The 26,928-nt window shown below is 66.8% G+C and carries 27 protein-coding genes and 1 pseudogene; 18 read left to right on the top strand and 10 right to left on the bottom strand.

Annotated elements, in window-relative coordinates; translation table 11 throughout:
- Positions 1 to 6 precede the first annotated feature (6 nt).
- Genes ACESLR_RS03820 through mnhG form a run of 7 tightly spaced genes read left to right on the top strand, consistent with a single transcriptional unit; the run spans position 7 to position 5,718 of the window.
- A complete protein-coding gene (locus ACESLR_RS03820) occupies positions 7 to 2,307 on the top strand; it encodes a putative monovalent cation/H+ antiporter subunit A (RefSeq protein ID WP_373024478.1) in 2,301 nt (766 codons plus the stop codon).
- Positions 2,304 to 2,729 carry a Na+/H+ antiporter subunit B gene (locus ACESLR_RS03815; RefSeq protein ID WP_373024477.1) on the top strand — a complete coding sequence of 142 codons (426 nt, stop codon included), beginning with the start codon at positions 2,304 to 2,306 and terminating at the stop codon, positions 2,727 to 2,729. The genes ACESLR_RS03820 and ACESLR_RS03815 overlap by 4 nt, the downstream gene beginning before the upstream one ends.
- Positions 2,729 to 3,076: a Na+/H+ antiporter subunit C gene (locus ACESLR_RS03810; RefSeq protein WP_373024476.1), complete on the top strand. Its 348-nt coding sequence runs from the start codon at positions 2,729 to 2,731 to the stop codon at positions 3,074 to 3,076. Before ACESLR_RS03815 ends, ACESLR_RS03810 begins: the two co-directional genes overlap by 1 nt.
- Positions 3,073 to 4,569 carry a Na+/H+ antiporter subunit D gene (locus ACESLR_RS03805; protein ID WP_373024475.1) on the top strand — a complete coding sequence of 499 codons (1,497 nt, stop codon included), beginning with the start codon at positions 3,073 to 3,075 and terminating at the stop codon, positions 4,567 to 4,569. The genes ACESLR_RS03810 and ACESLR_RS03805 overlap by 4 nt, the downstream gene beginning before the upstream one ends.
- Complete coding sequence (locus tag ACESLR_RS03800; protein ID WP_373024474.1) at positions 4,566 to 5,039, top strand: Na+/H+ antiporter subunit E; 474 nt, start codon at positions 4,566 to 4,568, stop codon at positions 5,037 to 5,039. Before ACESLR_RS03805 ends, ACESLR_RS03800 begins: the two co-directional genes overlap by 4 nt.
- A gap of 15 nt (positions 5,040 to 5,054) precedes the next feature.
- Positions 5,055 to 5,330 (top strand): cation:proton antiporter, encoded by a 276-nt coding sequence (locus tag ACESLR_RS03795; RefSeq protein ID WP_373024473.1) that lies wholly within the window; start codon positions 5,055 to 5,057, stop codon positions 5,328 to 5,330.
- Complete coding sequence (mnhG, locus tag ACESLR_RS03790) at positions 5,323 to 5,718, top strand: monovalent cation/H(+) antiporter subunit G (protein WP_373024472.1); 396 nt, start codon at positions 5,323 to 5,325, stop codon at positions 5,716 to 5,718. Before ACESLR_RS03795 ends, mnhG begins: the two co-directional genes overlap by 8 nt.
- A gap of 117 nt (positions 5,719 to 5,835) precedes the next feature.
- Here the strand turns inward: mnhG and ACESLR_RS03785 are convergent, their stop codons facing one another.
- Positions 5,836 to 6,285: a ligand-binding protein SH3 gene (locus tag ACESLR_RS03785; protein WP_373024471.1), complete on the bottom strand. Its 450-nt coding sequence runs from the start codon at positions 6,283 to 6,285 to the stop codon at positions 5,836 to 5,838.
- Between the two features lie 261 nt (positions 6,286 to 6,546).
- Between ACESLR_RS03785 and ACESLR_RS03780 the strand changes: the two genes are divergently transcribed.
- From ACESLR_RS03780 to ACESLR_RS03770, 3 genes and pseudogenes are all read left to right on the top strand, one after another.
- Positions 6,547 to 7,221 (top strand): ArsR/SmtB family transcription factor, encoded by a 675-nt coding sequence (locus tag ACESLR_RS03780; protein WP_373024469.1) that lies wholly within the window; start codon positions 6,547 to 6,549, stop codon positions 7,219 to 7,221.
- A gap of 47 nt (positions 7,222 to 7,268) precedes the next feature.
- A pseudogene (locus ACESLR_RS03775) lies at positions 7,269 to 8,002 on the top strand (MBL fold metallo-hydrolase).
- Between the two features lie 22 nt (positions 8,003 to 8,024).
- Entirely contained in the window at positions 8,025 to 9,341 is a 1,317-nt protein-coding gene (locus ACESLR_RS03770) for an MFS transporter (protein WP_373024468.1), read from the top strand.
- A gap of 39 nt (positions 9,342 to 9,380) precedes the next feature.
- Here ACESLR_RS03770 and ACESLR_RS03765 read toward each other — a convergent pair whose 3' ends face one another.
- Positions 9,381 to 9,839, bottom strand: a complete 459-nt coding sequence (locus tag ACESLR_RS03765) for a DUF6231 family protein (protein ID WP_373024467.1) — start codon at positions 9,837 to 9,839, stop codon at positions 9,381 to 9,383.
- Positions 9,840 to 10,226: 387 nt separating this feature from the next.
- On the opposite strand from ACESLR_RS03765, the gene ACESLR_RS03760 reads away from it, so the two are divergent.
- The 5 genes from ACESLR_RS03760 to ACESLR_RS03740 all read left to right on the top strand — a co-directional run bounded on the left by ACESLR_RS03760 (position 10,227) and on the right by ACESLR_RS03740 (position 15,762).
- On the top strand, positions 10,227 to 10,709 hold the full coding sequence (locus ACESLR_RS03760; protein WP_373024466.1) for a Crp/Fnr family transcriptional regulator: 483 nt from the start codon (positions 10,227 to 10,229) through the stop codon (positions 10,707 to 10,709).
- A 24-nt stretch (positions 10,710 to 10,733) separates the two neighbouring features.
- Positions 10,734 to 11,525, top strand: a complete 792-nt coding sequence (locus ACESLR_RS03755) for a YdcF family protein (protein ID WP_373024465.1) — start codon at positions 10,734 to 10,736, stop codon at positions 11,523 to 11,525.
- Positions 11,525 to 13,600: a hypothetical protein gene (locus ACESLR_RS03750; RefSeq protein ID WP_373054193.1), complete on the top strand. Its 2,076-nt coding sequence runs from the start codon at positions 11,525 to 11,527 to the stop codon at positions 13,598 to 13,600. The genes ACESLR_RS03755 and ACESLR_RS03750 overlap by 1 nt, the downstream gene beginning before the upstream one ends.
- Positions 13,601 to 13,690: 90 nt before the next feature.
- The gene (locus ACESLR_RS03745; protein ID WP_373024462.1) at positions 13,691 to 14,356 is read left to right on the top strand and encodes a YdbL family protein; all 666 of its coding nucleotides are present in this window, start codon (positions 13,691 to 13,693) and stop codon (positions 14,354 to 14,356) included.
- 38 nt (positions 14,357 to 14,394) lie between these two features.
- A complete protein-coding gene (locus ACESLR_RS03740; RefSeq protein ID WP_373066671.1) occupies positions 14,395 to 15,762 on the top strand; it encodes a YihY/virulence factor BrkB family protein in 1,368 nt (455 codons plus the stop codon).
- Positions 15,763 to 15,769: 7 nt separating this feature from the next.
- Here the strand turns inward: ACESLR_RS03740 and ACESLR_RS03735 are convergent, their stop codons facing one another.
- On the bottom strand, positions 15,770 to 16,201 hold the full coding sequence (locus tag ACESLR_RS03735) for an SRPBCC family protein (protein WP_373066668.1): 432 nt from the start codon (positions 16,199 to 16,201) through the stop codon (positions 15,770 to 15,772).
- Between the two features lie 193 nt (positions 16,202 to 16,394).
- On the opposite strand from ACESLR_RS03735, the gene ACESLR_RS03730 reads away from it, so the two are divergent.
- Genes ACESLR_RS03730 through ACESLR_RS03720 form a run of 3 tightly spaced genes read left to right on the top strand, consistent with a single transcriptional unit; the run spans position 16,395 to position 21,141 of the window.
- A complete protein-coding gene (locus ACESLR_RS03730) occupies positions 16,395 to 16,853 on the top strand; it encodes a hypothetical protein (protein ID WP_373024459.1) in 459 nt (152 codons plus the stop codon).
- Positions 16,850 to 17,986 carry an efflux RND transporter periplasmic adaptor subunit gene (locus tag ACESLR_RS03725; protein WP_373024458.1) on the top strand — a complete coding sequence of 379 codons (1,137 nt, stop codon included), beginning with the start codon at positions 16,850 to 16,852 and terminating at the stop codon, positions 17,984 to 17,986. The genes ACESLR_RS03730 and ACESLR_RS03725 overlap by 4 nt, the downstream gene beginning before the upstream one ends.
- Positions 17,983 to 21,141, top strand: coding sequence for an efflux RND transporter permease subunit (locus ACESLR_RS03720; protein ID WP_373066664.1), 3,159 nt, complete (start codon positions 17,983 to 17,985; stop codon positions 21,139 to 21,141). The genes ACESLR_RS03725 and ACESLR_RS03720 overlap by 4 nt, the downstream gene beginning before the upstream one ends.
- Here the strand turns inward: ACESLR_RS03720 and ACESLR_RS03715 are convergent.
- The 7 genes from ACESLR_RS03715 to rsxC all read right to left on the bottom strand — a co-directional run bounded on the left by ACESLR_RS03715 (position 21,119) and on the right by rsxC (position 26,918).
- Complete coding sequence (locus ACESLR_RS03715; RefSeq protein ID WP_373054188.1) at positions 21,119 to 21,544, bottom strand: DUF1841 family protein; 426 nt, start codon at positions 21,542 to 21,544, stop codon at positions 21,119 to 21,121. The genes ACESLR_RS03720 and ACESLR_RS03715 overlap by 23 nt on opposite strands.
- Positions 21,545 to 21,573: 29 nt before the next feature.
- The gene (nth, locus tag ACESLR_RS03710; RefSeq protein ID WP_373024455.1) at positions 21,574 to 22,221 is read right to left on the bottom strand and encodes an endonuclease III; all 648 of its coding nucleotides are present in this window, start codon (positions 22,219 to 22,221) and stop codon (positions 21,574 to 21,576) included.
- Between the two features lie 63 nt (positions 22,222 to 22,284).
- Entirely contained in the window at positions 22,285 to 22,722 is a 438-nt protein-coding gene (locus ACESLR_RS03705) for a hypothetical protein (RefSeq protein WP_373024453.1), read from the bottom strand.
- A 108-nt stretch (positions 22,723 to 22,830) separates the two neighbouring features.
- Positions 22,831 to 23,532 carry an electron transport complex subunit E gene (locus ACESLR_RS03700; RefSeq protein WP_373024452.1) on the bottom strand — a complete coding sequence of 234 codons (702 nt, stop codon included), beginning with the start codon at positions 23,530 to 23,532 and terminating at the stop codon, positions 22,831 to 22,833.
- Positions 23,529 to 24,224, bottom strand: coding sequence for an electron transport complex subunit RsxG (gene rsxG / locus ACESLR_RS03695; protein ID WP_373024451.1), 696 nt, complete (start codon positions 24,222 to 24,224; stop codon positions 23,529 to 23,531). Before rsxG ends, ACESLR_RS03700 begins: the two co-directional genes overlap by 4 nt.
- Positions 24,217 to 25,278, bottom strand: a complete 1,062-nt coding sequence (rsxD, locus tag ACESLR_RS03690; protein WP_373024450.1) for an electron transport complex subunit RsxD — start codon at positions 25,276 to 25,278, stop codon at positions 24,217 to 24,219. The genes rsxG and rsxD overlap by 8 nt, the downstream gene beginning before the upstream one ends.
- On the bottom strand, positions 25,278 to 26,918 hold the full coding sequence (gene rsxC, locus ACESLR_RS03685; protein ID WP_373024449.1) for an electron transport complex subunit RsxC: 1,641 nt from the start codon (positions 26,916 to 26,918) through the stop codon (positions 25,278 to 25,280). The genes rsxD and rsxC overlap by 1 nt, the downstream gene beginning before the upstream one ends.
- Positions 26,919 to 26,928: the final 10 nt, after the last annotated feature.

The following is a 26,928-nucleotide window of genomic DNA, read 5'->3' as shown; positions in this document are numbered from 1 at the left end:
GGCCGGATGCTCTACGCGATTCTCTCAACGTTCCTGGTCGCGGGATTTGCCCCCGTGGTCCACCGCCGGACCGGTCGCGCCAGTGGCTGGGTGCTGGGCCTTTTGCCGGCGGCGTTGTTCGTTTATTTCCTCAGCTTCCTGCCGGCGGTCTCCAGCGGCGAGTCCATCGTGCTCGCCTGGCCGTGGCTGCCCGGGCTGGATATTCAGCTTTCGTTCCTGGTGGATGGGCTGTCGCTGTTGTTCGCGCTGCTGATCTCGGGCATCGGCTTTTTCATCGTCACCTATGCCGGGCGTTACCTTGAGGGAGACCGGGACCTCGGGCGCTTCTATGTGATCATCCTTGCCTTCATGGGCTCCATGCTGGGGCTGGTGCTGGCGGACAACCTGGTCGCGATGTTCGTGTTCTGGGAGCTGACCAGCATCACGTCCTACCTGCTGATCGGCTATAACCACGAGAGCGCGGACGCGCGGAAGTACGCGTTGCAGGGGCTCTTTGTCACGGCGGGCGGCGGACTGGCGCTGCTGGCCGGGATCGTCATGCTGGCGCTGGCCGGCGGCTCCTGGGAGCTGTCCGAGATCCTCAACAATGGCGACGCGGTTCGCGAGCACGCGCTGTACTTGCCATTGCTGATCCTGATCCTGCTGGGGGCGTTCACCAAGTCGGCCCAGGTCCCGTTCCATTTCTGGCTGCCCAACGCGATGGCGGCGCCGACCCCGGTCTCCGCCTACCTCCACTCGGCCACCATGGTGAAGGCGGGCGTGTACCTGATGGCGCGCCTGAATCCCTCGCTGGGGGGCACCGACATCTGGTTCACCCTACTGGCACTGTTCGGCGCGGTGACCATGTTCACCGGCGTCTTCCTGGCCTTCCGCTCGACCGGCGTGAAGAAGGTTCTGGCGTATTCCACCGTGATGGCGCTGGGTACGCTGACCATGTTGATCGGGATTGGCACCGAAACCGCCTTGATGGCGGCGATGGCCTTCCTTCTGGCGCATTCGCTGTACAAGGGCGCGCTGTTCCTGGTCGCCGGCATCCTGGATCACGAGGCCGGGGCCAAGGACTTCCTGCAAACCGGGGGGCTTCGCAGCGCGCTGCCCGTCACCGCCGCGTTCACTATCCTCGCTGCGCTTTCGCTCGGTGGTGTGATCCCGCTGTTCGGCTTCGTCGCCAAGGAGTTGATGCTGGAGGCGGTACTCGACGCCCCGAGCCTGGGCGGCATCCTTGGCCTGCTGGCGGTATTGACGGCGATCCTCGGGGTCGCGGTGGCCGCAATCGTGGGGATCCGCCCCTGGTTCGGGGCCAAGGTCGACACGCCCAGGACACCGCATCACGAGGCACCGGTGGCCATGCTGGCCGGCCCGGCCGTGCTCGCGAGCCTGGGCCTGATCTTCGGTCTCGGGCCGGGGCTGGCGGACGAGGGCCTGATCAACGCCGCGGCAGCCAGCGTGCAGGGTGCGCCGGTAGACGGCTATCTGGCGCTGTGGCACGGGCTCAACTGGCCACTGGCGATCTCCGCGTTCAGCCTGGTCGCCGGTGGTGTTCTGTTCTGGCGCTGGGAACAGGCGCGGCATGCGCTGGCCTGGGTGGACCGCGCGGCCGAGTACGGCCCGGAGAAGGGTTACTTCAAGATGATGGATGGCCTGGTGGCGCTGTCCGAATGGCAGACGCGCGTGCTGCAGAATGGTTATCTGCGCTACTACGTGATCGTGATTGTCACGATGACCGCGGGCCTGGTCGGGGTGACGGCGCAGCTGTTCGACGTTGCCGTCGGGCAGATCGACTGGGCCGCGCTGCAGATCCACGAGATCGCGATCCTGACGATCCTGGTGTCCTCCATGCTCTTCGCGGTGCTCACCCGGTCGCGCCTGGGGGCGGTGGTGGCCCTCGGTTCAATGGGCTTTACCGTGGCGCTGATCTACGTGCTCTACAGCGCGGCGGATGTCGGCATCACCCAGGTGCTGGTCGAGACCCTGACCGTGATCCTTCTGGTGCTGGTGCTGTTCCGCCTGCCGGGCTTCCTGAACCTGTCGTCCACCGGGCTGCACATACGGGACGCCGGCATCGCGCTGGTGATGGGGGGCATGATCACGCTGCTGATCCTGAGCACCCTGGACGCGCGGCTGTTCGACTCCATTTCGCAGTACTTCATCGACGAGTCGATGCCTTCCGGTTACGGCCGCAACATCGTCAATGTCGTGCTGGTCGATTTCCGTGCGCTGGATACCCTGGGCGAGATCTTCGTGCTGGCGCTGGCGGCCATCGGGGTGTATGCCATGCTGCATTTCCGCGCGGAGGACCGCCGATGAACATGCATTCCCTGATCCTGCGCACGGCGGGACATTTCCTGCTGCCGCTGCTGCTGCTGTTCTCCGTGTTCCTGCTGCTGCGTGGCCATGACGAGCCGGGCGGTGGATTCATCGGCGGGCTGGTCGCGGCCGCGGCCATCGTGCTGTACCTGTTCTCGATGGATGTCCAGGCGGCGCGCCAGGTGCTGCGGGTGGATCCGCGTGACGTACTGGGCACGGGCATGCTGCTGGCCGTGATCAGCGCCATCCCGGGGATGTTTCGGGGACAGGCCTTCTTTACCGCTCAGTGGTGGGAGTTTACCGCGCCGCTGTTCGGCGAGATGAAGCTCTCCACCGTGCTGATCTTCGATATCGGGGTGTACCTGGTGGTGATCGGCTCGGTGCTGACCATCATGCTGAATCTCGCGGAGGCGGAGGAGTAATGGAAGTCGTCATGGCCTTTGTGGTCGGCGGCCTCTACGCTGCGGCCACGTACATGATGCTGCGCCGCTCGATCGTGAAGCTGGTGATCGGGCTGGTGCTGCTGTCGAATGCCGCCAACCTGCTGATCTTCACCGTGGCCGGGATGATGCCGGGCGCGCCGCCGTTGATCTCGCCCGGCGACACCGTGCCCGAGGGGGTCTCCGCCGATCCGCTGGCCCAGGCGTTGATCCTGACCGCGATCGTGATCGGCTTCGGCGTGCTGGCGTTTGCCGTGGTGCTGATCCACCGCGCCTACGAGGTGGTGCAGGCCGACGATATGGACCAGATGAAGGACACCGATCGATGATGATGTCCGTGGTCCTGCCGGTCCTGCTGCCGCTGTTGTTCGGCGCGCTGTCGGTGGTTTTCTGGCGTTCGCATTTCGCCCAGCGCGCGCTGGGTGTGCTGGGCACCGGCGCGATGCTGGCGGTCAGCGTCTGGCTGCTGGCCGATACCTGGGAGCACGGGCATGTGGTGATGGAAGTGGGTTCCTGGCCCGCTCCGTTCGGTATTGTGCTGGTCTCCGACATGCTGGCCGCGATCATGGTGGTGCTGACGGGCATCATCGGTTTTGCCACGGCGATGTATTCGCTTTCGGGCATCGGGAAGATGTCGGAGAAATTCGGCTATTACCCGTTGCTGCACCTGCTGCTGGCGGGGGTGAACGGCGCCTTCCTGACCGGCGACATCTTCAACCTCTACGTGTGGTTCGAGGTGATGCTGGTCGCGTCGTTCGCCCTGCTGATCCTGGGCGGTGAGCGGGCGCAGATGGAGGGGGCGATCAAGTACGTCACCCTGAACCTGTTCTCGTCGATGATCTTCCTGACCGCGATCGGCCTGACCTATGGGCTGACCGGCACGCTGAACATGGCGGACATCGGCGACAAGCTGTCTACGGTGGAGGACACCGGGCTGATCACCGTGATCGCCATGCTGTACCTGGTGGCGTTCGGGGTGAAGGCGGCGGCCTTCCCGTTCTTTTTCTGGTTGCCGGCCTCCTATCACACGCCCAAGGTCGCGGTCTCCGCGCTGTTCGCGGGCCTGCTGACCAAGGTCGGCGTGTACGCGCTGTTCCGGGTGTTCACCCTGTTCTTCAACCAGGAGGTGGATTATACCCACGAGATCCTGCTGTGGGTCGCGGCCGCGACCATGCTGACCGGCGTGCTCGGGGCAGCGGCGCATTACGAATTCCGGCGCATCCTGTCGTTCCACATCATCAGCCAGATCGGCTACATGATCATGGGGCTCGCGCTGTTCACGCCGCTGGCGCTGGTCGGCGGGGTGTTCTACATCATGCACCACATCATCGTGAAGGCGAATCTGTTCCTGATCAGCGGGATCACCTTCGTGATGAAGGGCACCCACGATCTGAAGCAGATGGGTGGCATCTACCGCAGTCATCCGATACTGGGCGTGCTGTTTCTGATCCCGGCGCTGTCGCTGGCCGGGCTGCCGCCACTGTCGGGTTTCTTCGCCAAGTTCATCATTATCCGGGCGGGCATCGAGGCCGAGGCGTACTGGGTGGTGGCCGTCGCGCTGGTGGTGGGCCTGCTGACCCTGTACTCGATGGTCAAGATCTGGGCCGAGGTGTTCTGGAAGACGCAGCCGGAAGGCGTGGAGACGGATGACGTGACCTCCGGCCCGATGATCTGGATGTGGATCCCGGTCATTATGCTCGCACTGATGACCGTGGCCATCGGCCTGTACGGCGAGCCGATCTACCAGATGGCGGCGATGTCGGCCGAACAGCTGCTGGATCCGTCGCAGTACATCGAGGCGGTGCTGGGGGTGCAGGAATGATCGCCTTGACCTGGAACATCGCGCTGGCCCTGATCTGGGTCTTCCTGACCGGGACGTTTACGACCGGCAACCTGCTGGCGGGGTTCTTTCTCGGTTACGTGCTGCTGGCCTTCGCGCTGCGCGATAAACCGGCATTCGCCACCTATGCGCAGCGGGTGCCGAGGTTCATCGGCTTTGTGGGCTTCTTCCTCAAGGAGCTGTTCGTCTCCAACCTGAAGGTGGCGTATGACGTGATGACACCGACCCACCACATGGTGCCGGGCGTGATCGCCTTTCCGCTGGATGCCGAGACCGATGGCGAGATTACCATTGTCGCCAACCTGATCTCGTTGACCCCGGGGACGCTGAGCCTGGACGTATCCACCGACAAGAAGGTGCTCTATATCCACGTGATGTACATCGAGGACCGGGAAGAGGTGATTCGTTCGATCAAGTACCTGGAACACCGCGCCCTGGAGGTCCTGCGCTAGTCGCGGGGAGGTTCGATGTTCGATATCGCCATCATTGCTGCCAACGGGCTGCTGAGTATCGCGCTGCTGCTGGGGTTCTGGCGGCTGTACCTGGGGCCGACGCTGCCGGACCGCGTCGTGGCACTGGAGCTGATCGCGTCACTGACCATCGGCTTCATCTCGGTCTACGTCGTCTCCAGCGGGCGGACGCCATTCATCGACGTGGCCATGGTGCTCGCGCTGACTGCGTTCCTTGCGGCGGTCGGCTTTGCCCGCTACCTGGAGAAAGGGGGGCATCGCGACGATGACTGAGTTCTTCACTGGACTGTTTCTGGTGGCGGGTGCGGCCTTCATGATGGTGGCGGCGCTGGGCCTTGTGCGCATGCCGGACCTGCCGATGCGCCTGCACTCGACGACCAAGGCGGGGGTGCTGGGAGCCGGCCTGATGATGGTCGGGGTCGCCGTCTACTTCGGTGATGGCGGCGTGACCACCCGCGCGGTCGCGGTGATTGGCTTCCTGCTGCTGACCGCGCCGGTGGCTGCCCATGCGATCGGACGTGCCGGCTACTTCGTCGGTGTGCCGCTGTGGAAGCGCAGCAAGATCGACGAACTGAAGGGTCGTTACGACCAGAAGACCCACACCCTGGAGTCGCCTCCGGAGATGCAGGAGCGCTCCGAGGACGGTACGCCGCGCACCTGAGGCGGCGTCCGAGTCTGCGCTCGCACCGCATCCGGGGCGCAGCCCACAAAAAAGCCGGGGCGCAAGGCCCCGGCAATGGGTACAGTCGTTGGAGAGACGACAGTCCTTGAACGGCCCTCAGGCCGCGTGGGTTTCCTTCGCCTCGCGAGCGGCCTTCGCCTGGTCCGGATCATAGGCCGCACCGGACCAGAGCATCTCGTAGGCGATCTCCTCGTTCCCGTTCTCGCACAGGTCGAGAACCTGCTGGAACAGGGGCTGGAAGGTCTCGCTCTGGTGCGAGGCCTCGTGCTCCTCGAAGCTGTTCCAGAACGTGATGATCAGCGCTTCCTTGTCCTTCATCGGGCTCTCGACCGCCTGACCGATGGTGGATCCCTCGTTGGAGACGGACCCGGAGTTCAGCGCCACAAAGCCGCCCACGAACCCGGTATCCGAGTGATAGGTCTTTACGTTCTCGCAGAGGACGGCGACACGCTCCTGCAGGTCGTCGATGGTGTATTCCGGCTTGAGGATCACGCGGTTGATGGTGACCACGCCGTCGGCCGGGAAGTTGTTGATCAGTTGGCTCATGACGTCCTCCTTTTGCAGGGGAAGGGTGCCGGGTGGCACGGGGTACTCATTCAGTTAGTAAGCAACTTCTAATCGAAGTTCCTGAGTAACGTACTCGGGAATTAACCTGCCTGCCAGGATCACCCAAAAACCGGAGGGACGGACCGATGGCGACCCTCGGGGAAGGGGCGTGGCTCCGCGAAGGCCTCGCGCGGACCCGGGGGTTGCGCGAGCGGTTTGGATCTTATAACTTATATTCTAACGAATATTGGAATGTAAGCCGTGTCCGGACGAGAACTCAAGGATCTGCTGTACGAGCAAGTGGCCCGTATTGCCCGGGCCGCGGCCAGCCCGAAGCGGCTGGAGTTGATCGAGGTGCTGGTGCAGGGCGAGAAGAGCGTCGAGCAGCTGGCGGCGGATGCCGAGATCAGCGTGAAGCTCGCCAGTGCCCATCTGAAGGAGTTGCGCCAGGCGCGGCTGGTCGAGGCGCGGCGCGAGGGTCGGCGCATGTTCTATCGCCTGGTGGACCGGCATGTCGCCGATTTCTGGGTGATGCTGCGCAGTCTGGCGGAAGAACGTCTTCTGGAGCTTCAGGCTGCCACCCGCGAGATGGCCGAGGGTCCCGGCGAGTTGGCCCCGATGGCCGGGCCGGAGCTTCTCGAGCAAGCCCGACGCGGCGATCTCATCGTCCTGGATGTCCGTCCGGGCATGGAATACGCGAACGCCCATCTGCCGTATGCCCGGTCCATCCCCATCAACGAGCTGCGCAACCGACTGGGCGAGCTGCCGACGGATCGCCCGGTGGTGGCGTATTGCCGTGGTCCGTACTGCCTGATGGCCAGCGAGGCCGTCGAGATCCTGGGTACGCACGGTATTCGCGCCAGCCGGCTGGAGGATGGCGTGGCCGAGTGGCGCTATCAGGGCCTGCCCATTACCCAGGACTCGGAATCCAGGTAACCCAAGTAACCCATGTAGAGGCCGGAAAAAGGTCCAGGAGGCGTGTCATGTTTTTCCATCAGTTGCCCACGCGGGAATCGTCGCTGTCCTATCTGTTCGGCTGTGGCTCGCTGGGAAAGGCGATCGCCGTGGATGTCGTGGACGGGGACCAGGACTGGTTCCTTGAGCGTGCCCGTGAGGCGGGTGTGGCAATCACCCATGTGATCGACACGCACGTCCATGCCGACCACTATTCCGGCGGCCGTGACCTGGCGAGGCGTGCCGGTGCGGAGTACTGCCTGCACGCATCGGATCGCTCGGTGGTCGAGTTCGACTTCCACGCGCTGGAGGATGGCGATCGCATCGTGGCCGGAAATGTCGAGGCCGAGGTGATCCATACCCGGGCCATACCGAGGACAGCGTGTGCCTGCTGGTGACGGACAAGAGGCGCGGCGATCAGCCCTGGTTCGTGCTGACCGGCGATACGTTGTTCATCGGCAGCATCGGACGTCCGGACCTGGCCGGGCGAGAACGCGAGATGGCCGGGCGCCTGTTCGACAGTCTGCATGAGCGCCTGCTGGATCTGCCGGACGAACTGGAGATCTATCCGGGCCATTATGCCGGGAGCGTCTGTGGCGCAGGCCTGTCCGGCAAGCCGTCGTCCACGCTGGGCTTTGAAAAGCGCTTCAACCCGGGGCTTGCGATCCGCGACCGCGAGGCGTTCGTCGATTTTCTGACCGAGAACATCCCGCCGCGCCCTTCGGGAATGGATGCCTACGTTGCCGCGAACATCGCGGCCTGACCGGAAACAAGGGGGAGTTGCCATGACGGACCATCACAAGGCCGCGGAGGCCTATGCCCACCTGACACACGGGATCCGGGAGAACCTCGGGCAGTTCGGTCAGCAGCTGATCCAGGTCTTCTTCGTCGGCCTGACGATCGGGATGATGCGCACGGTCGTGCCGGCGCTGGCGGAGAGCGAGTTCGGCGTGGCCGAGGGCTCGTTCATGCTGCTGACTGCCTTCGTGGTCGCTTTCGGCGTGGTCAAGGGGGCGCTCAACTTTGTCGCCGGGCGCCTCTCGGAACGACTGGGCCGCAAGACCGTCCTGATGCTCGGCTGGGTGGCGGCGATCCCGATCCCGTTCATGATCCTCTATGCGCCATCCTGGAGCTGGATCGTGGCCGCGACGGTCCTGCTGGGCGTGAATCAGGGCCTGGCGTGGTCGATGACCCAGACCGCCAAGATGGACATCACCCGCGCCGACGAGCGTGGCTTCACCATGGGCATGAACGAGTTCTCCGGCTATGTCGGGGTCGCCGTGGCCGGGATCGTGACGGGCTACATGGCGGCCGCCTTCGGGCCCCGGATGGGGCTGTTGATCTTTGGCCTGGTGGTGATCGCGCTGGCGATCGTGATGACCGCGGTGTTCGTGCGCGAGACACTGGAGTGGGCAAAGGCCGAGGGCGCCCGGCATGCGGCCGGGCAGTCCACCGGCCCGGTGCCGCGCTATCCGAAGAACATCCCCGACACGCCCACCACGTGGGAGGTGTTCACGCTGATGTCGTGGCGTGACCGGCGAATGGCCGCATTCAGCCAGGCGGGACTGGTGGAGAAGTTCGTGGATGCCCTGGTGTGGGTGTTCTATCCTGTTTTCCTGTACCAGCAGGGGCTCAGCCTGGCGGCGATTGGCTGGGTGGTCGGGATCTACGGCTTCGTCTGGGGCGGCTCCCAGTTCATCACCGGGCGCCTGTCGGACCACGTCGGGCGCCGTCAGCCGATCATCTGGGGGATGTGGATCTGCGGCGGTGGCGTGGCCCTGACGCTGCTGGGCGAAGGCGTACTGTGGTGGTCGTTCGCGGCGGCGGTCACCGGCCTCGGCATGGCGCTGCTGTACCCGAACCTGAGCGCCGCGGTGGCGGACATTGCCCACCCGAACTGGCGTGGATCGGCAATCGGCACATATCGCTTCTGGCGGGATCTCGGATACGGCGTTGGTGCGCTTGGGCTGGGCATCGTGGCCCACCTGGGCGGCTCGGTGATCTGGGGATTCTGGTTCGTGGTGATCGCGATGTTTCTCTCCGGTGCCCTGGTCTGGTGGTGGGGGGAGGAGACCCATCCGCGCCTGAACCCGGACGACTGAACAGGTCGTGTTCCGGCCCGGGCGCGCCGCAGGCGGCTACTACCAGCGCGCCTTGTCCCACATCTCCGGGTTGGCCCAGAAGCGGGCGTTGAGCCAGTCGGGAGTCAGCTTGTAGTCGTACAGGCTGGTGCGATAGACGGCGTGGTCCGGTGCGGCCGACTCGGCTTCCGGGTCGTGACGAAAGCCCAGGGCGAGGAAGTCGTTCAGGCCCCAGCGCTCATCGTCCCGCCGGTGCAGGATCAGCACTTCGTCGGCCCAGCGATCGCGCAGCCCGCCCAGCAGTTGCTGGCCGGTCGTGATGTCCAGCGCAGTGAGCGTGTCCGGCAGCAGGACTAGCGGTACGCGCGTCCCGGGCGGGTCCCGCAGAAACGCGTCCACGGTCTCGAGCTCCGCGCCCGGAGGGCTTTGGGTGGTCGCGGCGTCAGCCACCAGCAGGACGGCGCGTCCGCCGCGCAGGCGCCGGGGCAGGTGGCGCCTCAGGGCCTCGATATCGATCAAGTTGTACCTCTGGGAAACACGGATGAATCTGCACACTCGCGTTCGAGTCGCTCATGCGTGCGAACAAGGCGCGATGAGGGCAGTGTAGCCGACCTCCACAAGAGAACGGCAACGCCGTGCCCGCGCAAAAGCGGCGCATCCCCTGCTTTCAGCATCTTGCGGCGTCGGGACGCCGGGTTACACCCTCCTGCGGTACGGCCCTGGCCGGTCGAGCCACTACCGGCCACGGACTGCGCGGGGCCTCGGAAACCCCGGGGGTCCAACCCGACTGTGTGCATTCATCGGTGTTTCTCCAGGGATTGCCGCTAGCCCCGGGATGGAGCCGCGTTCGTTATACTCTAGAGGACTTTCACAGCCATTGCGGACCCGTCAGAAGGAACCCTCTCCATGTCCAAGGAACTGCTGACCGAATTCCTCTCCAAGCACCCGATCTCCGCGTCACTGACGCCGGCCGAGGTCGAGGTCCTGCTCGAGTACCTGGAGGTGGTGGAGACCCACCACAAGCAGGTGATCGCCGATATTGGCGAGGTCGGGGAGTCGCTGTTCTTCGTGGTCAGCGGGACCGCCGCGCTTTATCATGACGACGGCAGCCAGGAGATCGAGGTCGGTCGCATGCAGACCGGCGAACTGGCGGGTTCCATGTCGTTCTTCGACCGCGTGCCGCGGGGCGTGCGCATGCGCGCCCTGAGCGACAATACCCGTCTGCTGCGGCTGTCGCGCTCCATGTACGACCGCCTGCGCGTCGAGCAGCCGTACATCGCGGTGAACCTGCTCGAGTTCGCCATCATCAGCCTGGATCACCTGATCCGCCGGGTCTCCGAGGACGTGGCCACTTACGCCCACTATCTCTATGCCCCGGGCAAGAAGTAGGGCCGACTGCGGGCGGAGACCGTCGTGCTCGCCACCCTGCAGACGATCGCCGAGCACCTGTTGCTGCCGCCCGGGCTGGGCATCGCGCTGACCCTGGTCGGGGTCGCATTCTGGCGCGCCGACTGGCGCGGGGGGCGCCCGTTGCTGGCCGTGGGACTGCTGGCGCTGGTGCTGCCGAGCCTGAACGTCGTGGCCCAGCCGCTGGCCCACAGCATCGAGCGCGACCTGCGCGACACGGTGATGGCGGTGGGCCGGGCCGATGCCATCGTGGTGCTGGGCGGGGGACGCTGGCCCGGACGGGGGGAGGACGGCGGACGCGACGCCCTGAACCCGCGGACCCACGAGCGTCTGCGCCATGCCGCCCGGCTTCACCGCGATACCAGCCTGCCGATCCTGGTCTCGGGCGGGCGTCCAGGTGCATTGCCTGGCCGGCGTTCCGAGGCCGAGCTGATGGCGGCATCGTTACAGACGGATCTGGGGGTGCCGGTGCGCTGGCTGGAGAGCACCTCGCGCAACACCTGCGAGAATGCGACCCACACCCGCCAGCGTCTCCAGCACAGCGACGTGCAGCGGGTGCTGGTGGTGACCCAGGCGCTGCATCTGCCTCGCGCGCTGGCCTGCTTCGAGCGCGCTGGACTGGCCGCCGACCCTGCCCCCGCCGGATTTCGTGGCCCCACCGGTGACCCGTTCCGGATCGAGGACTTCCTGCCGCGCCTGGAGGCCCTCGCGACCTCCCGCTTTGCCCTGGGCGAGTGGCTGGCCCGCCTTGCGCGCCCGCTTCGCGATCGCCTGCCGGAGCGGGACGGTCCGGCCTGATGGACGTGCTGCGCGGTCCACCGGGTGGGGTTGCCGCGGGGGCCGGGCTGGTGCTCATCCTGCTGGTGGGTGTCGCTGCGGCCTCGGATCCCGCGAATGCATCCGGCGGTGTCGAGCTTGATCTTCAGATCGAATCCCTGTTGCGTGAGGATCTCGAAGCGAGCGGGTTGAGCACGCGGCTGCAGTGGACGCCTGCCGGGTTGTCGCTGGAGATGCGCGCGGAGCACGTGGAATTCCCCGAGCCGCTGGGGACGCTGAGGCAGCTTCGCGTGGAATGCGGTGATCTGCGGATTGGCCGTGCCGAGATCCGCTGCGACGCGGCGCGACTGTGGGGTGATGCGGGGGATCTGCACCTGCACGGGGCGACGGTGGGCCTGCGCTGGGGGCGCGAGACGGGCGAGTTTGCGCTCGTGGGCGCGTGGCCCGGCTGGTACGGAGCGAGGGGCGACTTTCACGTGCACCGTGATCCCGAGCGAGGCTGGGACGTGCGGGCGGATCTGGAAGGCATCGACCTGGCGGCCCTGGCTGCTGCCCCCCGCCTGCCGCTGGAGCTGCCCGTACAGCTGGGTGAGGGCGCGGGGAATCTCGCGCTGCGCTGGCGCCAGCACGGGCACTCGACGGCCACACTCGTGGTCCACGATCTCGCCTTCAACGACGATCTCGGGCTCCAGGCGGGCGAGGAACTCGATGGGCAGCTCCGGATCGCGGGGGATGCCGCTGGCTGGGACGTGGATGTGACCGTAACCAATGGCGTGGCCTTCGTCGATCCCTGGTTCGTGGACCTGGATGCCGAGGGTCCGGTGAATCTGGAGGCCCGGGGTGTCGTGGTGGATGTCGACGGCATGGCGTTGCGGGCCCGTTCGCTGGCGATGGAGTACGGCGAGGCCGCGTCGTTGACCGGGCAGGGCCTGGCGTTTTCGCCCGGGCGGGGTCTCGACGGACAGTTCCGGGGCGAGGTCGCTGCGCTCGGCGTGATCTACGATAGCCTGCTGTCCCCCTGGCTGGTGGGGACCGCCCTGGGGGAACTGGATGCGGCGGGCCGACTGGACGGAGAGATCGAGCTGGAGGGCTCCGCGCCGCGCTCCGCCCGGGTGGCATGGTCCGGGGTGGAGGCCCGGGATCGCCGCGGACGCTTCGGTGTGAGCGGTGCACAGGGCGAGCTGGACTGGTCGGACACGGTGCCGGGTGGGCCGGGTCAGGTCGGCTTCGAGGCCGCCCACCTGTACGGACTCCCGTTCGATGCCTTCACCGCCCGCGTGCGCACCCGACCGCAGGGGCTGGAGCTGCTGGAGGCGACCGAGATTCCAATCTTCGATGGTGGTCTGCGGGTCAGGGCCTTCAGCGTGGAGCAGACGGATACGGGGCCGGATGTGCAGTTCCAGGGCGGAATCCGGGCGATCAGCCTGGAGTCGCTGACCGGGGTGCTGGGGTGGCCCCGGTTTTCCGGGCAGGTCGCCGGGATGATCCCGCGGGTGCGTCTGGACGACGGCGATCTGAACATGGACGGACGCTTGCTGGTACAGGTGTTCGATGGCGACGTGGTTCTGCGCGACGTCTACATCCATGACCTGCTCGGGTATGCGCCGGAGCTGGGGCTGTCGGCGCAGATCCAGCGCCTGGACCTGGAGCTGGTCACGCGGGCCTTCGCCTTTGGTCGCATTCAGGGCCGACTGTCGGGACACGTGAACGAGCTGGTCATGGTGGAGTGGTCCCCGGTGCAGATGGATCTGGAACTGATGACGCCGACGGACGATCCGGGACGTCGCCGGATCAGCCAGCGGGCGGTAGAAAACATCACCGAACTGGGCGGCGGGCTGCAGGCGGCAGCTTCGTCGATCTTCCTGCGTTTTTTCGAGAACTTCGGCTATCGCCGCCTGGGCTTTCGCTGCGAGCTGCGTGGGGACGTCTGCACCGCCTCGGGTGTTGCGGATCGCCCGGACGGTGGATTTGTCCTGGTGCAGGGCGGAGGTTTGCCGCAAATCGAGGTGATCGGCTACAACCGCCGGGTCGACTGGCCGGAACTGATCGACCGCCTGGCGACCATCCAGGCGGGGGAGGGCCCGGTAGTGCAGTGATGATGGCCCCCGCCGTTTGGGTGCGGTTCAGGGTGATGGTGTAGATTGGTGTCACGCGGGTTGAACCCGTCCGAACAAGGGAAGACAGGCATGAAGGCTTTGTGGAGTGTTCCGGGACTGACGCTTCTGTTTGCGCTGCTGGCGGGTTGCGTGACGATCAATATCTATTTCCCGACGGCCGCGGCCGAGGAGGCGGCCCGCGCCATCGTACGCGACGCGCTGCAGGTGCCGGACGGCGAGGCTGTTCCGGATCCCGAGTCTGGGTCCGAGTCCGAGCCTGGGTCCGAGTCCGAATCGGGGGCCCGGCGGCCGGCGGAACAGCCAAGGCATGCGGGCAGGGCGGGTGCCACACCGGTTTTGGCGTGGGTGCTGGAACGCCTGGTGAGCCCGGCCGCGGCGCAAAGCCCGGACCTGGAGATCGAGACCCCCGCGATCAACCGCATCCGGGCGTCGATGCGCGAGCGCGCGCCGCAGCTGGCCCCGCACTACCGTAGCGGGGCGATCGGCTTCGGCAGCAATGCCGATGTGGTGATTCGCGACCTCTCCGAGGTCCCGCTGCGGGATCGCAGCACGGTACAGCGCCTGGTCAGCGAGGAGAACTCGGACCGGGATTCGCTTTACCGCGAGATCGCCCGCGCCAACGACCGCCCGGACTGGGAACGCCAGATCCGCGAGACCTTCGCCCGCGTCTGGGTGGAAGAGGCCCCCTCGGGCTACTGGTACCAGGACCCCAACGGCCAGTGGCAGCAGAAGTAGGGCCACGTGAAGGGAACCCCCAACCACGGGAGTGATGGGTGGCGAGTGTAGCCTGGGCCGAGCGCCTGGACGCCCGGCGTCGCCAGCTGACCGAACTGGTCAATGACACGGACCTGTCGGCGCTGCCGCGCTGGAAGGCCGTTCCGCTCGGGGTGGTGCGCGGTCTTTTCGCTCTGGTGCGAGAGGTCTCCGACGGGCAGTTGACGCTGCGCGCGATGAGCCTGGTCTATACCACGCTGCTGTCAATGGTGCCGCTGGTGGCGTTGTCGTTTTCGGTACTCAAGGCGTTCGGTGCCCACAACGCGGTGGAGCCGTTCCTGCTGGGCGTGCTCGAGCCCCTGGGCGAGCAGGGGGTCGAGATCGCTCACAATGTGCTCGAGTTTGTCGACAACATGCGCGTGGGCGTACTCGGGTTCGTGGGCCTGCTGATCCTGTTGTACACGGTCATCGCGCTGGTGCAGAAGATCGAGCTGGCCTTCAACACCATCTGGCGGGTGGAGAACAGCCGCAGCCTGGCGCAACGTTTCTCCAACTACCTCTCGGTCATTCTGATCGGCCCGGTGCTGGTGGTCTCGGCGCTGGGGATTACCGCCACGGTGATGTCATCCGCGGCCATGCAGGCGATTGCCGGGGTCCAGCCCTTGGGCATACTGATCACCGAGATCTCGCGGCTGGTGCCGTATTTCCTGATCATTGCCGCGTTCGCCTTCATCTATGTGTTCGTACCGAACACCCGGGTGAAGGTAATTCCGGCGCTGATCGGGGCCGTTGTGGCGGGTTTGCTGTGGCAGAGCGTGGGCTGGGTGTTCGCCAACATGGTGGCGGGGTCCACCCGCTATGCGGCGATCTACTCCAGCTTCGCGATCATGATCATGCTGCTGATCTGGATCTACCTCGCCTGGCTGATCCTGCTGATCGGGGCAAACGTCGCCTTCTTCGTGCAGCACCCGGAATACATGAACGTGCGCGGTATCCGCCTGCGCCTGTCCGGTGCGGCCCGCGAGCGAGTGGGGCTGCACCTGATGCAGCAGGTCGCGCAGCATTTCCATGACGGGCATCCGGCGCCAACGCTGGACGAGGTCGCCGGCGCGCTGGCGGTTCCGGGCAACGCCCTGGGCGATGCGGCGCGGCGGCTGGAAGAGGCGGGGCTGCTGTTGCAGGCGGGCGAAGACGGGCAGCTGCTGGTCCCGGCCCGGGATCTCGATGCCATTCGCGTGGACGCGATCCTGGAGGCCCTGCGCGAGGACACCGACGATCACGCCATCCGCCGCCTGCGCGGCAGCGCCGCGGTCGAGACGACCCTGAAGGAGGTCGATGCGGCTCGCCGCGAGCGGCTGGACGGGCGCACGCTGCGCGACCTGCTGGATCTCGACGCCGATCCCGCCGCGGTGGCCGGTCCGGCCTGACGGGACGTCAGGGGCGGGCCGCCTCGGCGTCCAGCCGCTGCTGGGCGCGGGCCATCAGTTGGTCCGATATCCGCTCCACCAGGGATTGGGCCGCGCGCCGCACCGCGGCGTCGAGGAACGGGTTCAGCTTGTACTCCAGCTCGAATTCGACCCGGGTGTGGCCCTCGCCGTCGGGGCTCAACCGGTAGCTTCCGCGGTTATAAACGCCGCGAATGGAGCGCCAGGCAAAATGCTCGGGGGCGATGGCGCTGCAGACCTCGACGTCGAAGTCCATCCGCATGCCGGCGGCGCGAACGGTCCAGCGATAGCAATCGTTCCCGAGACACTCGATGTGCTCCACGTGGTCGCACAGGTCTACGAAATTGGGGACGTGGCTCAGCAGTTCGAAGACGCGGTCCGGTTCGGCGCGCAGGCAGGTGGCGTGGCTGATGGTTCGCATATCGGGTCGTCTTCGCTGGCAGATGGTGACGGGGCGTCCGTGTCTTCCTGAGAGCCTCGCCTTGTTCCGGGGTTCCGTGCAAGGGCGATGCACGTTGTCCGGAGGCAGGGGTCCTCCACCGGTCCGCAGGTGCACATTGGTCGGTGTTTCCCCTACGATGGCGCGATACCCTGGCGACCCCCGGAACCCCTGCATGCCCACCGCGCAAAAACACCCCGAGTCCGAGTTCCTGCAACGTTTCGAGGCCGGCTCCACCGGTATTCTCTACTGGGAACAGCTGGACGAACTGTGGCAGCGGCTACGCGAGCGCGCGGACGCCGGCTGGTTTGTCTACGCGGTGGGAGACGCTGTGCCGGAGGATCCGGCGCCGCAGGAGACCTTCCTGCGCTTTGTCGACGAGGTCGATGCCCTGCTGCGGCGCGACCACGACGAGGACTACTGCGGGATCGTCTATGTCGACGACCGCGAACACCCGGAGTTCGTGAAGATCTTCGATCCCAACAACCTCGGCTCGAGCTGCGGCTCCTCCGGGCTGCGCGTGCTGCCGGGATGGGTCGTGTCGCGTGTCCCGCCGGTAGATCTGGAAGTCGCGGTACCCCCGACCGGCAGTCGCCGGCGCTGGTGGCAGCGGCTGTTGGGGAACGCGCAATGACACGCCCCCTGTGGCCCCGCCTGCGCGGGCAGGCCCGGTTGCTGGTCGCACTCGGGGTGGTGGTGCTGGTGGTGGCCTGGATTGCGTCCGGGATGGTCGGGCGCGAGACGGACGAACCCCGCGAGGCCGCGGAGGCGGGGCCGATGACCGTGGCGGTCACGGAGCTGGATGCCGAACCGGTGGAGCGGCTGCTGGTGCTCCAGGGTCGGGTGGAACCGGACCTGCGGGTAATGGTCCGGGCCGAGACCGCCGGCCAAGTGGCGGAATGGACCGTGGCGCGGGGCGCGACGGTCGCGGCGGAGGACCTGCTGGCACAGCTGCGCATGGACGACCGCGAGGCACGTCGGCGCCAGGCGATCGCCCGCCTTCGCGGGGCGGAGAGCGAGTACGAGGCCGCGCAGCGTCTGCGCGAGCAGGGCCATGTGTCGCGCACTCAGTTGGAGGCGCGCAAGGCCGAGCGCGAGGCCGCCGGGGCGGAACTGGAGGCGATCGAGCTGGATATCCGCAATACGCGAATCACGGCCCCGGTGGCGGGTATCGTCAATCAACGCCTGGCGGATCGTGGTGAATTCGTCGGCCGGGGAGATCCAGTGGCGGAGGTGGTGGACAACGACCCGCTGCTGGCGGTGGTGCATGTGGCCCAGCACCAGATTGGCCGAGTCGAGATGGGGCAGCGGGCACGTATCCGGTTTCTCGACGGTCGCCGGGCCGATGGCGTGGTGCGGTTTGTCGCGCGCCTGGCCGAGCCGGGCACACAGACCTTCCGCGTCGAGATCGCCGTGCCGAACCCGGAGGCGGCGCTGCCCTCGGGGATCAGCGCGGGGGTGGAGATCCCGACCGAGACCGTGCTGGCGCACAAGCTTTCGCCGGCGTGGATGGGGCTGGATGACGATGGCCGAGTGGGCGCCAAGACGGTCGACGACGATGACCGGGTGGTGTTCCACGGGGTGGAGGTGATCCGGGCCGCGGCCGACGGCGTCTGGGTAACCGGTCTGCCGGAACACGTTCGCGTGATCACCATCGGTCAGGGTTTCGTGACCACCGGGGAACGGGTGCAGCCGCAGCCGGTGGACCGGGAGACCGAAGCCTCGGGCGCGACGGAGCCGGATGCGGTGGACGGGGCATTGCCGTGAAATCCCTGATCGCCTGGGCCGTCGCGCACGCCCGGACGGTGCTGCTTTTCCTGCTGCTGATTCTGGTGCTGGGTGCGACGGCCTACAGCATCGTGCCCAAGGAGGCTGCGCCGGAGATCGACGTACCCATCTTCTTCGTCTCGGTGCCGTATCCCGGTGTCAGCCCTGAGGATGCCGAGCGGCTGATGCTGCGGCCGCTGGAGCGCGAGCTGCAGTCCCTGCCGGGGGTGGACGAGATGCACTCCTGGGCGGGCGAGGGCTTCGCCCTGGTGCGGCTGGACTTCGAGCCGGGCTGGGACAACCGGCGCGCGCTCTCGGATCTGCGCGAGGAGGTCGACCAGGTGCGCCCGGAGCTGCCGGCGGGCGCGGAGGCCCCCAGCGTTTCCGAGGTCGATCTGTCGATGTTCCCGGTACTGACGCTGAACCTTTCGGGCCCTCTGGACGAGCGCACGCTGGTGCGCCTGGCGCGCGACCTGCGCGACCGTATCGAGGCGATCCCCGGGGTGCTGGAGGCGGATGTCGGCGGTGACCGCGAGGAGCAGATGGAGGTCCTGGTTGACCCCCTGGTACTGGAGACCTTCGAGCTGTCCTTCAACGAACTGACCCGGGCGATCGAGCGTAATAACCGACTGGTCGCTGCCGGTGCGCTGGATACCGGGGCGGGCCGCATCCCGCTGCGCGTGCCGGGCACCATCGACGATGTCAACGATGTGCTGGACACCGCGATCCGGGTGGAGGGCGATGCGGTGGTCCGTGTGCGCGATGTCGCCGAGGTGCGCCAGAGCTACCGCGACCCCGAGGGCTTCACCCGGATCGATGGCCAGCCGTCGGTGTCACTGGAGATCCGCAAGGCCTCGGAGGCCAATATCCTGGAGGTGGTTGCGGCCGCCCGTGCGACCATCGAGGCGGAGCGCGACGACTGGCCGGACTCGGTGGAGGTGACCTACCTCCAGGATATGGCGCGGGATGTCGGCGACCTGCTGGGGGACCTGGAGAACAGCGTGATCACGGCCATGCTGATCGTGGCGCTGGTGATCCTGGCCATGATGGGTGCGCGCGCGGCGCTGCTGGTGGGGCTGGCGATCCCGGGCGCTTTCCTGGGCGGTATCCTGGCAATCTACCTGATGGGCTTCACACTGAATGTGGTGGTGCTGTTCGGCCTGATCCTCGTGGTCGGAATGCTGGTAGATGGCGCGGTCGTGGTGGTGGAGCTGGCGGATCGCTATGTGGCCGAGGGAATGGCGCGGGCGGACGCATTCCGCGCCGCCGCCCAGCGCATGGCCTGGCCGATCACCACGGCCATCGGCACGACGCTGGCGGTGTTCGCGCCAATGCTGCTGTGGCCCGGGATGGTGGGCGAGTTCATCGTCTACCTGCCGGCCACCGTGATGGTGACCCTGACCGCCTCGCTGGCGATGGCCCTGGTCTTTATCCCGGCGCTCGGATCGATGATCGGTCAGACCCGGCCGATCAATGCGACCCAGACGCGCTACGTTCGCGCGGCGGAGGAGGGGCGCTACGACGAACTGCAGGGCGTTACGCGGGCCTATATCCACCTGTTGCAGCCACTGGTGCGCAGTCCCGGATGGACGCTCCTCGGGACCCTGGCGGTGGTCTTCGCTGCCTACGCGCTGTACGCCAGCCAGGGGCGGGGCGTGGAGTTCTTTCCGCAGGTGGAACCCGATTTTGTTCAGGTTCAGGTGCAGGCGCGCGGCGATCTCTCCGTCTGGGAGTCGGATGCCCTGATGCGGCGGGTGGAGGGTAGGTTGCAGGATGTACCCGAGATCCGGCACGTCTACGCGCGGACCATCGGTACCCAGCTGGGGCGTTTGCAGGGCGACCACGCCGAGGACGTGATCGGGCTGATCCAGCTGGAACTCGTTAACTGGCGGCAGCGGCCGTCGGCGCGGGAGATTGTCGAGGATCTGCGCCGACGCACCGGGGATCTCCCGGGGCTTCGCCTGCAGTTCCGCGCGCAGGAACGCGGGCCCAGCGAGGGCCGCCCGATCGTCGTCGAGGCGTCCGGCGCCGATCCCGACCGAATCGTGCCGGTAATCCGGCAGCTGCGCGCCGAGATGGATCGGCTCGGCGGGTTCGAGGACGTGACCGACGATCTCCCCCTGCCCGGGGTGGAACTGGAGGTGCGCTTCAACCGGGAGCAGGCAGCCCGCTTCGGCGTGGACGTCCCACTGCTGGGCGATGGGGTGCAGCTGCTCACCAGCGGCATCCTGCTGGGGACCTATCGCCCGGACTACAGCGACGAGGAGGTCGATATCCGCCTGCGCCTGCCGGCGGAACAGCGGCATCTGCAGCAACTGGCCGGGCTCAGTCTGCCCGGGGCCGCGGGCCTGGTACCGATTGCGCATTTCGCCGAACTGGTGCCGGTACCGGCGACCGGCCTGATCAAGCGTCGGGATGGTGATCGGGCCTACACGCTGGAGGCAGACGCCGCCCCTGGCTATCTGGTCGACGAGCGCCAGCGCACGCTCGAAAGCCGGATGGCCGACATGGAGCTGGACCCCGAGGTGCAGTTGCACTTTCGCGGTCAGGCCGAGGAACAGGCCGAGGCGACAAGCTTCCTGCTGGGGGCGTTCGGGCTGTCGCTGTTCTTGATGCTGGCGATGATGGTGACCCAGTTCAATCGCTTCTCCCAGGCCCTGCTGGTGCTGTCGGCGATCGTGTTTTCCACCGCCGGGGTGCTGCTGGCCCTGATCGTGCGCGGGGAGCCTTTCGGTATCGTGATGAGCGGGATTGGCGTGCTGGCGCTGGCCGGGATCGTGGTGAACAACAATATCGTGCTGATCGATACCTACAACGAACAGCGCGGGCGGGGGCTGGATACGATGGAGGCGGTCCTGCGGGCGGCGTCACAGCGCATGCGGCCGGTGCTCCTGACGGCGATCACCACCATCCTCGGGTTGCTGCCGATGGTCCTGGCCTGGACCGTGGACTTCGCCGGGCGCGACTTCTATGTGGGGGCGCCGGTGACCGGGTTCTGGGTCCAGCTGGCGACCGCGATTGCGGGCGGCCTGCTGTTCGCGACCCCACTGACGCTGCTGTTCACGCCGTCGGCGCTGGTGCTGCTGGATCGCTGGGGTCTGGATCGGCCGCCGGTGACCGCCAAACGGGTGGCTAGCGGCTCGCCAGGCGCTTGAGGCACTCGAGGTAGGCGTTCTCGTCCGGCGCGGCGTTGCTGCGCTGGGCCTCCCACAGGGTCTGGCCGAGGCATTCCATCATCCGGTGCTCGGCGTCCATGACGCCGAAGCGCCCACACAGGCCCTGGTGCAGTGCGCGGATACCGGCCGGGCGGTCGGTGCGGGCCTGGTCGCGCAGGCTCAGGTGCATCGCCATGTGCAGGAACGGGTTGGAGGTGCCGAGCTCCGGCGGGAACTCGCCGGTCAGCGCGGTCTCGCGGTCCTTCAGGTAGTCGTGGTACTCGGGGTGTTCCGAGATCACGTCCACCAGTTGCTGCTCCAGATCGGTCAGGGCCTCGCCGGCCTGCGCCTTCTGCCAGGCGTCGACGAACTGGGTGCGGATCTGGTCGCGGTTGCCGTACATGGGATGTTCCTTGAAGGGGGTAGGTTCGTTCAGGCGCCGACTGGGGGCGGTGTCTTTGCCTTGTATTCGCACAGGTCCGCGATCGGACAGCGCCAGCACTCCGGCTTGCGCGCCTTGCAGACGTAGCGCCCGTGCAGGATCAGCCAGTGATGGGCGTCCTGCAAGTAGGCCTTCGGGGTCAGGCGCATCAGGCGCTTCTCCACCTCCAGCACGGTCTTGCCGGGGGCCAGGCCGGTGCGGTTGGCGACCCGGAAGATGTGGGTGTCCACCGCGATGGTGGGGACGCCGAAGGCCGTGTTGAGGATGACGTTCGCGGTCTTGCGGCCGACCCCGGGCAGGGCCTCCAGCGACTCCCGGTCCCGCGGGACTTCGCCGCCGTGGCGTTCGACCAGCATGCGGCAGGTTTTCATTACGTTCTCGGCCTTGGCGTTGTACAGGCCGATGGTCTTGATGTGCTCCCTGAGGCCGTCCAGGCCCAGCTCGAGGATCGCCTCGGGGGTATTCGCCACCGGGAACAGGCGGCGCGTGGCCTTGTTGACGCCGACATCCGTGGCCTGGGCCGACAGGATGACCGCGATCAGGAGTTCGAACGGAGTGTCGTATTCGAGCTCGGTGGTGGGCTCGGGGTTGGCCGCCTTCAGGCGCTCGAAGATGGCTTCACGCTTCGCGGCGTTCATGAGGGGGGCTCCAAACAAACCGGCCCCGCAGGGCGGGGCCGGTTGCTGCGGCGAGGATCGCGGTCAGACGTGGCGGAACATGCCGACATCCGGCGCGGCATCGCGCGGATTGGACTCGGCTTCCTTCTCCAGGTCCTTGATCAGCTTGGCGTGCTTGTCTTCGAGATCGTGCATCGCCTTCTCGTCCAGCTTCGGGAAGATGACGTCACGGATAAACGAGCCCAGCTCGTCCAGGCAGCTCGGCCAGTACTTGTCGTTCAGATGGAACGAGTGATGGGCATGGGTGCCCATTGGGTAGCTGTCGAATTTGCGGATCATGGTGTAGGACAGGTCGCTGTCCTTCTCGACGAAGTCCTTGGCCCAGTCGTACCACCACTTGTAGTACTTCTCCTGCAGGTCGTCGTTGAACCCGTGGTTCTCGAAAAAGGCGGCGATGGTGCCGCGCGGGGCGAGGCCGTAGCGCGTACCGCGCTTGCCAGCAAACGGGAAATGTCCAGCCATGCCAATCTCCTGGGACGTTTGAGTGTCCGGGGCGTGCGGCCCCGGTAGAACGAATTCGTGGCGCCGGAAGTTTACCGGCTGACACCCAATAATCAAGGCCGGACCCCATCAGGCGCTGTCGGGGCTGGTCTCGGTTGCGGCCGCGGTCTCGTCACCGGTGGCGGCCGGTTCCGCCTCGAACTGGCTGTCGATCCAGTTCTTCGCGGCGATCAACAGGCCCATGGCCATGAAGGCGCCGGGGGGCAGAAGGGCCAGCAGGAAGCCGTTCTCGGACGGATAGATCTGCAGGGTCAGCCCACGCCCCCACTCGCCGAACAGCAGGTGGGCGTTGGCCATCAGCGTGCCCTGGCCGAGCACCTCGCGCAGGGCACCCAGGGCAATCAGCACGCCGGTGAAGCCCAGCCCCATCATGAGTCCGTCCAGCGCTGCGCGCGGGACCGAGTTGCGCGAGGCGAAGGCCTCGGCGCGTCCGATGATGGCGCAGTTGGTCACGATCAGCGGGATGAAAATGCCGAGAATCAGGTACAGCCCATGGAACCAGGCATTCATCGCCAGTTCGATCGCGGTGACGATGGAAGCGATGATCAGCACGTACACCGGGATGCGGATTTCCGGGCGCGCGTGGTCGCGGATCAGCGAGACGAGCACGTTCGACAGCAACAGGGTCAGGGTGGTCGCGATGCCTAGGCCAATCGCGTTGACCATGGTCGCGGAGATCGCCAGTAGCGGGCACAGGCCCAGCAGCTGCACCAGCCCGGGGTTGTTGTGCCACAGGCCGTCGCGAATGATGTCGGTCAGGGTCGGATTCATGGGTCTGCCTCGTCGTCCCCGTTGGGTTCGGATTGCGGGAGCGGTTCCGCCACCGAACCGGTGTCGTCGGGTCGGGTGGCCAGCAGTTCCTCGCGGTGTTCGTCGAAGTATTCCAGCGCGCGGTGGACGGCGCGAACCACCGCGCGCGGGGTGATGGTGGCCCCGGTGAACTGGTCGAAGACGCCGCCGTCCTTGCGCACCCGCCAGTCGTCCGCTGGCGGGTCGCCCAGCGAGCGGCCGTCAAAGTCGTGGATCCAGTCGGAGCGCTCGGCCTCGATGGCGTCACCCAGGCCCGGTGTCTCGCGATGCGTTGCGACGCGCACCCCCTGGAGCTCGCCGTGGCGATCCACACCAATCAGCAGGTGAATCTCGCCACTGTAGCCGTCCGGGGCGACTGCGGAAAAGACGATACCAACCACTTCGTCATCGTCGTCGCGTGCGAACCAGGCGGGCAGGTGATCGCCGCCGAGCAGTTCGTGGCCCAGGTTGACGGTGTCATGCACCGGGTCATTGTGGTAATCGAGGTCGCCGGTCAGCTCCGCAATGCGGTCGCGGTTGACCGCCATGCGATTTTCTTCGACGCGCGCCTCGGTGGCGTCCTGTACCAGGGCGACGACCCCGGCCCCGAGCGCGGCGAAGCCGGCGAGCAGGGCCGTGGCCAGCAGGATGTCGCGGGGCTTCAGGTCAAGCATGACCGTCCCCCGGGGGCGGCCCGCGCCGCGAGCGACCGAAGATGCGTGGTCGTGTGAGGTGGTCCAGCGTCGGGGCGACCATGTTCATCAACAGCACGGCGAAGGCGACCGCGTCGGGGTAGCCACCCCAGGTACGGATCACAAAGATCAGCAGGCCGATGCCGGCCCCGTAAAGGATCCGCCCCAGCGGGGTAGTGGAGGCGGACACCGGGTCGGTCGCGATGAAGAAGGCTCCGATGATCACGGCGCCACTGAAAACGTGGAATGCGGGCGACGCGAAGGAGTCCGGGTCCAGCATCCAGAAGAAGCCGGCGGGGATCGCCACGCCCAGGACGACTGCCACCGGGATATGCCAGTGGATGATGCGCCGGAACAGCAGGTACAGCCCGCCGAGCAGGAACAAGTTGCCGATCCACTCCCAGCTGGTCTCGCTGAAGCTGCCGAACAGCGGTGTCGCGGTGATCTCGCTGACCGTGCGCCCGGAGGCCAGGCCCTCGCGCATGGTATCCAGTGGCGTGGCACGGGTGATCGCGTCCCAGTCGTGGCCCCCCGGGAGGCTGCCGGTGACGACCGTCTGCAGCGTCTGGCCCAGATCCAGCGACATGTCGGCCAGGGTCTCTGGTGCCGGCCACAGGGCCATCTCCCTCGGGAACGAGACGAGCGCGACCACGTAGCCGACCATGGCGGGATTGAACGGGTTGTAACCCAGGCCTCCATAGAGGTGCTTGGCCACGATGATGGCGAAGGCGATGCCGATCAGGGTGACCCAGATCGGGGTGAGGGGTGGAATGGCCAGGGCAAACAGCCAGCCGGTCACGATGGCCGAGTTGTCGCCCAGGGTGGCCATGACCGGGCGCTTGCGGGCAGCGACGATCGCGGCCTCGAAGGCCACGGCAAACAGGACCGCCAGGACCACGTTGACCAGCACGCCCCAGCCGAAGAACCAGGCCATCGCCAGGGTGCCCGGCACCAGCGCCATCAGGACCTGCTGCATCACCCCGCCCACCGAGTGCGACGGAATCATGTGCGGCGAGGATTCGGTGCGAAAGCGCATCAGCGGTGGCCCGTGTCCGTGGGATCGGATTCGCCGGACCCGGCGGGGTCCCCGGTTCCATCCCGGTCCGTGCCGGTCTTCTCGGTATGGTTACCCTCGTCGCTCGCGCCGGCCTTTGCGGCCTTGCGCGCGCGGGCGCGCTCGAGTGCGGCCTGGATGGCGGCCTGCTGGTCGCTGTCGCCGCCTTCCTTCTTCTTGACTGCCGCCTTCTTTCTGGCCATGCGCTCGGCCTTCTCGCGTTCCTCGCGCTCGATGCGTTCCTGCCGGAACTCGTAGCGTTCGCGCGCGATGTCCGACTTCTGGCGCTCCTTCTCCCGTGCCCAGATCTCGTTCTTGGCGTAGCGGTAGTACTGCACCAGCGGGATGTTGCTGGGGCAGACATGAGCGCAGCAGCCGCATTCGATGCAGTCGAACAGGCCGTAGTCCTGGATCGCATCGAAATCCTTGGCCTTCGCCTGCCAGTAGAGCTGCTGTGGAAGCAGCTGGGCGGGGCAGACGGCCGCGCACTCGCCGCAGCGGATGCAGGGCATGACCGGGCCCGGGGGCGGGGTGTCCTGCGGCCGGGTGGCGAGCAGGCAATTGGTGCCCTTGATCACCGGGATGGCGTCATCGTGGACCGCGAAGCCCATCATCGGGCCGCCCATCACCAGCCGGTCCACGCCCTTGGCATAGCCGCCGGTTGCGGCGATCACGTCGGCGAACGGGGTCCCCAGAAGGGCCTCGACATTGCGCGGGTGCCGCACGCCCGGACCGGTGACGGTGACGATGCGCGACAGTAGGGGGCGCCCCTGGATGACCGCATCGCAGACCGCCTTCAAGGTGCCGGGGTTGTTGCAAACCATGCCGATGTCCGCCGGCAGGCCGCCGCTCGGCACCTCCTGGCCGGTCAGGACCTTGATCATCTGGCGCTCGCCGCCGGTGGGATACAGCGCCGGGACCGAGACGAGCTGGATCAGCTCGCGCAGCTCTCCAGGGAGGGTTTCGGTGAGTGCCCGCATGGCCTCCGGCATGTTGTCCTCGACCGCGAACAGGACACGATCCACGCCGAGCAGGTGGGCGACGATGCGGATCCCCTCGAACACCGCCTCCGGGGCCGTGCGCAGCAGCATGTCGTCGGCGCTGATGTACGGCTCGCACTCCGCCCCGTTCACGATCAGCGTGTGGATGCGCTGCCCCGCCCGCGGGTTGAGCTTGACCGCGGTGGGGAAGGCCGCCCCGCCCAGCCCGACGATACCGGCGTCACGGATGCGCTGGCGCAGCTTGCGCGGGTCGCGGGTATCCCAGTCCAGCCAGGGCTCCATGCGGGTGTCGCCCCAGGCGTCGCGGCCGTCGGTCTGGATCACCACGCAGGGCGCGCTGAGCCCGGAGGGGTGGGGCACGGCATGCGGGGCGATCTCGATCACCTCGCCGGAACTGGGCGCGTGCACGTGGGCCGCGATGTAGCCCTTCGACTGGCCGATACGCTGGCCCTTGGTGACGTGGTCGCCGACCGCCACGCAGGGTTCCGCGGCCTCGCCGATGTGCTGCCCCAGCGGGACAGTCAGCTGCGACGGCACGCCCATCACCAGCACCGGATCCCGGGTGCTGACTTCGGTCTCGTCGGCCAGTTTCAGGCCACCGTGGAAGCGATGCAGCTGCATAAGGATATTC

Source organism: Thioalkalivibrio sp. (assembly GCF_041685615.1).
In the GTDB taxonomy this organism is placed as follows: domain Bacteria; phylum Pseudomonadota; class Gammaproteobacteria; order Ectothiorhodospirales; family Ectothiorhodospiraceae; genus Thioalkalivibrio.
This window is presented reverse-complemented; position numbering and strand designations above follow the sequence as displayed.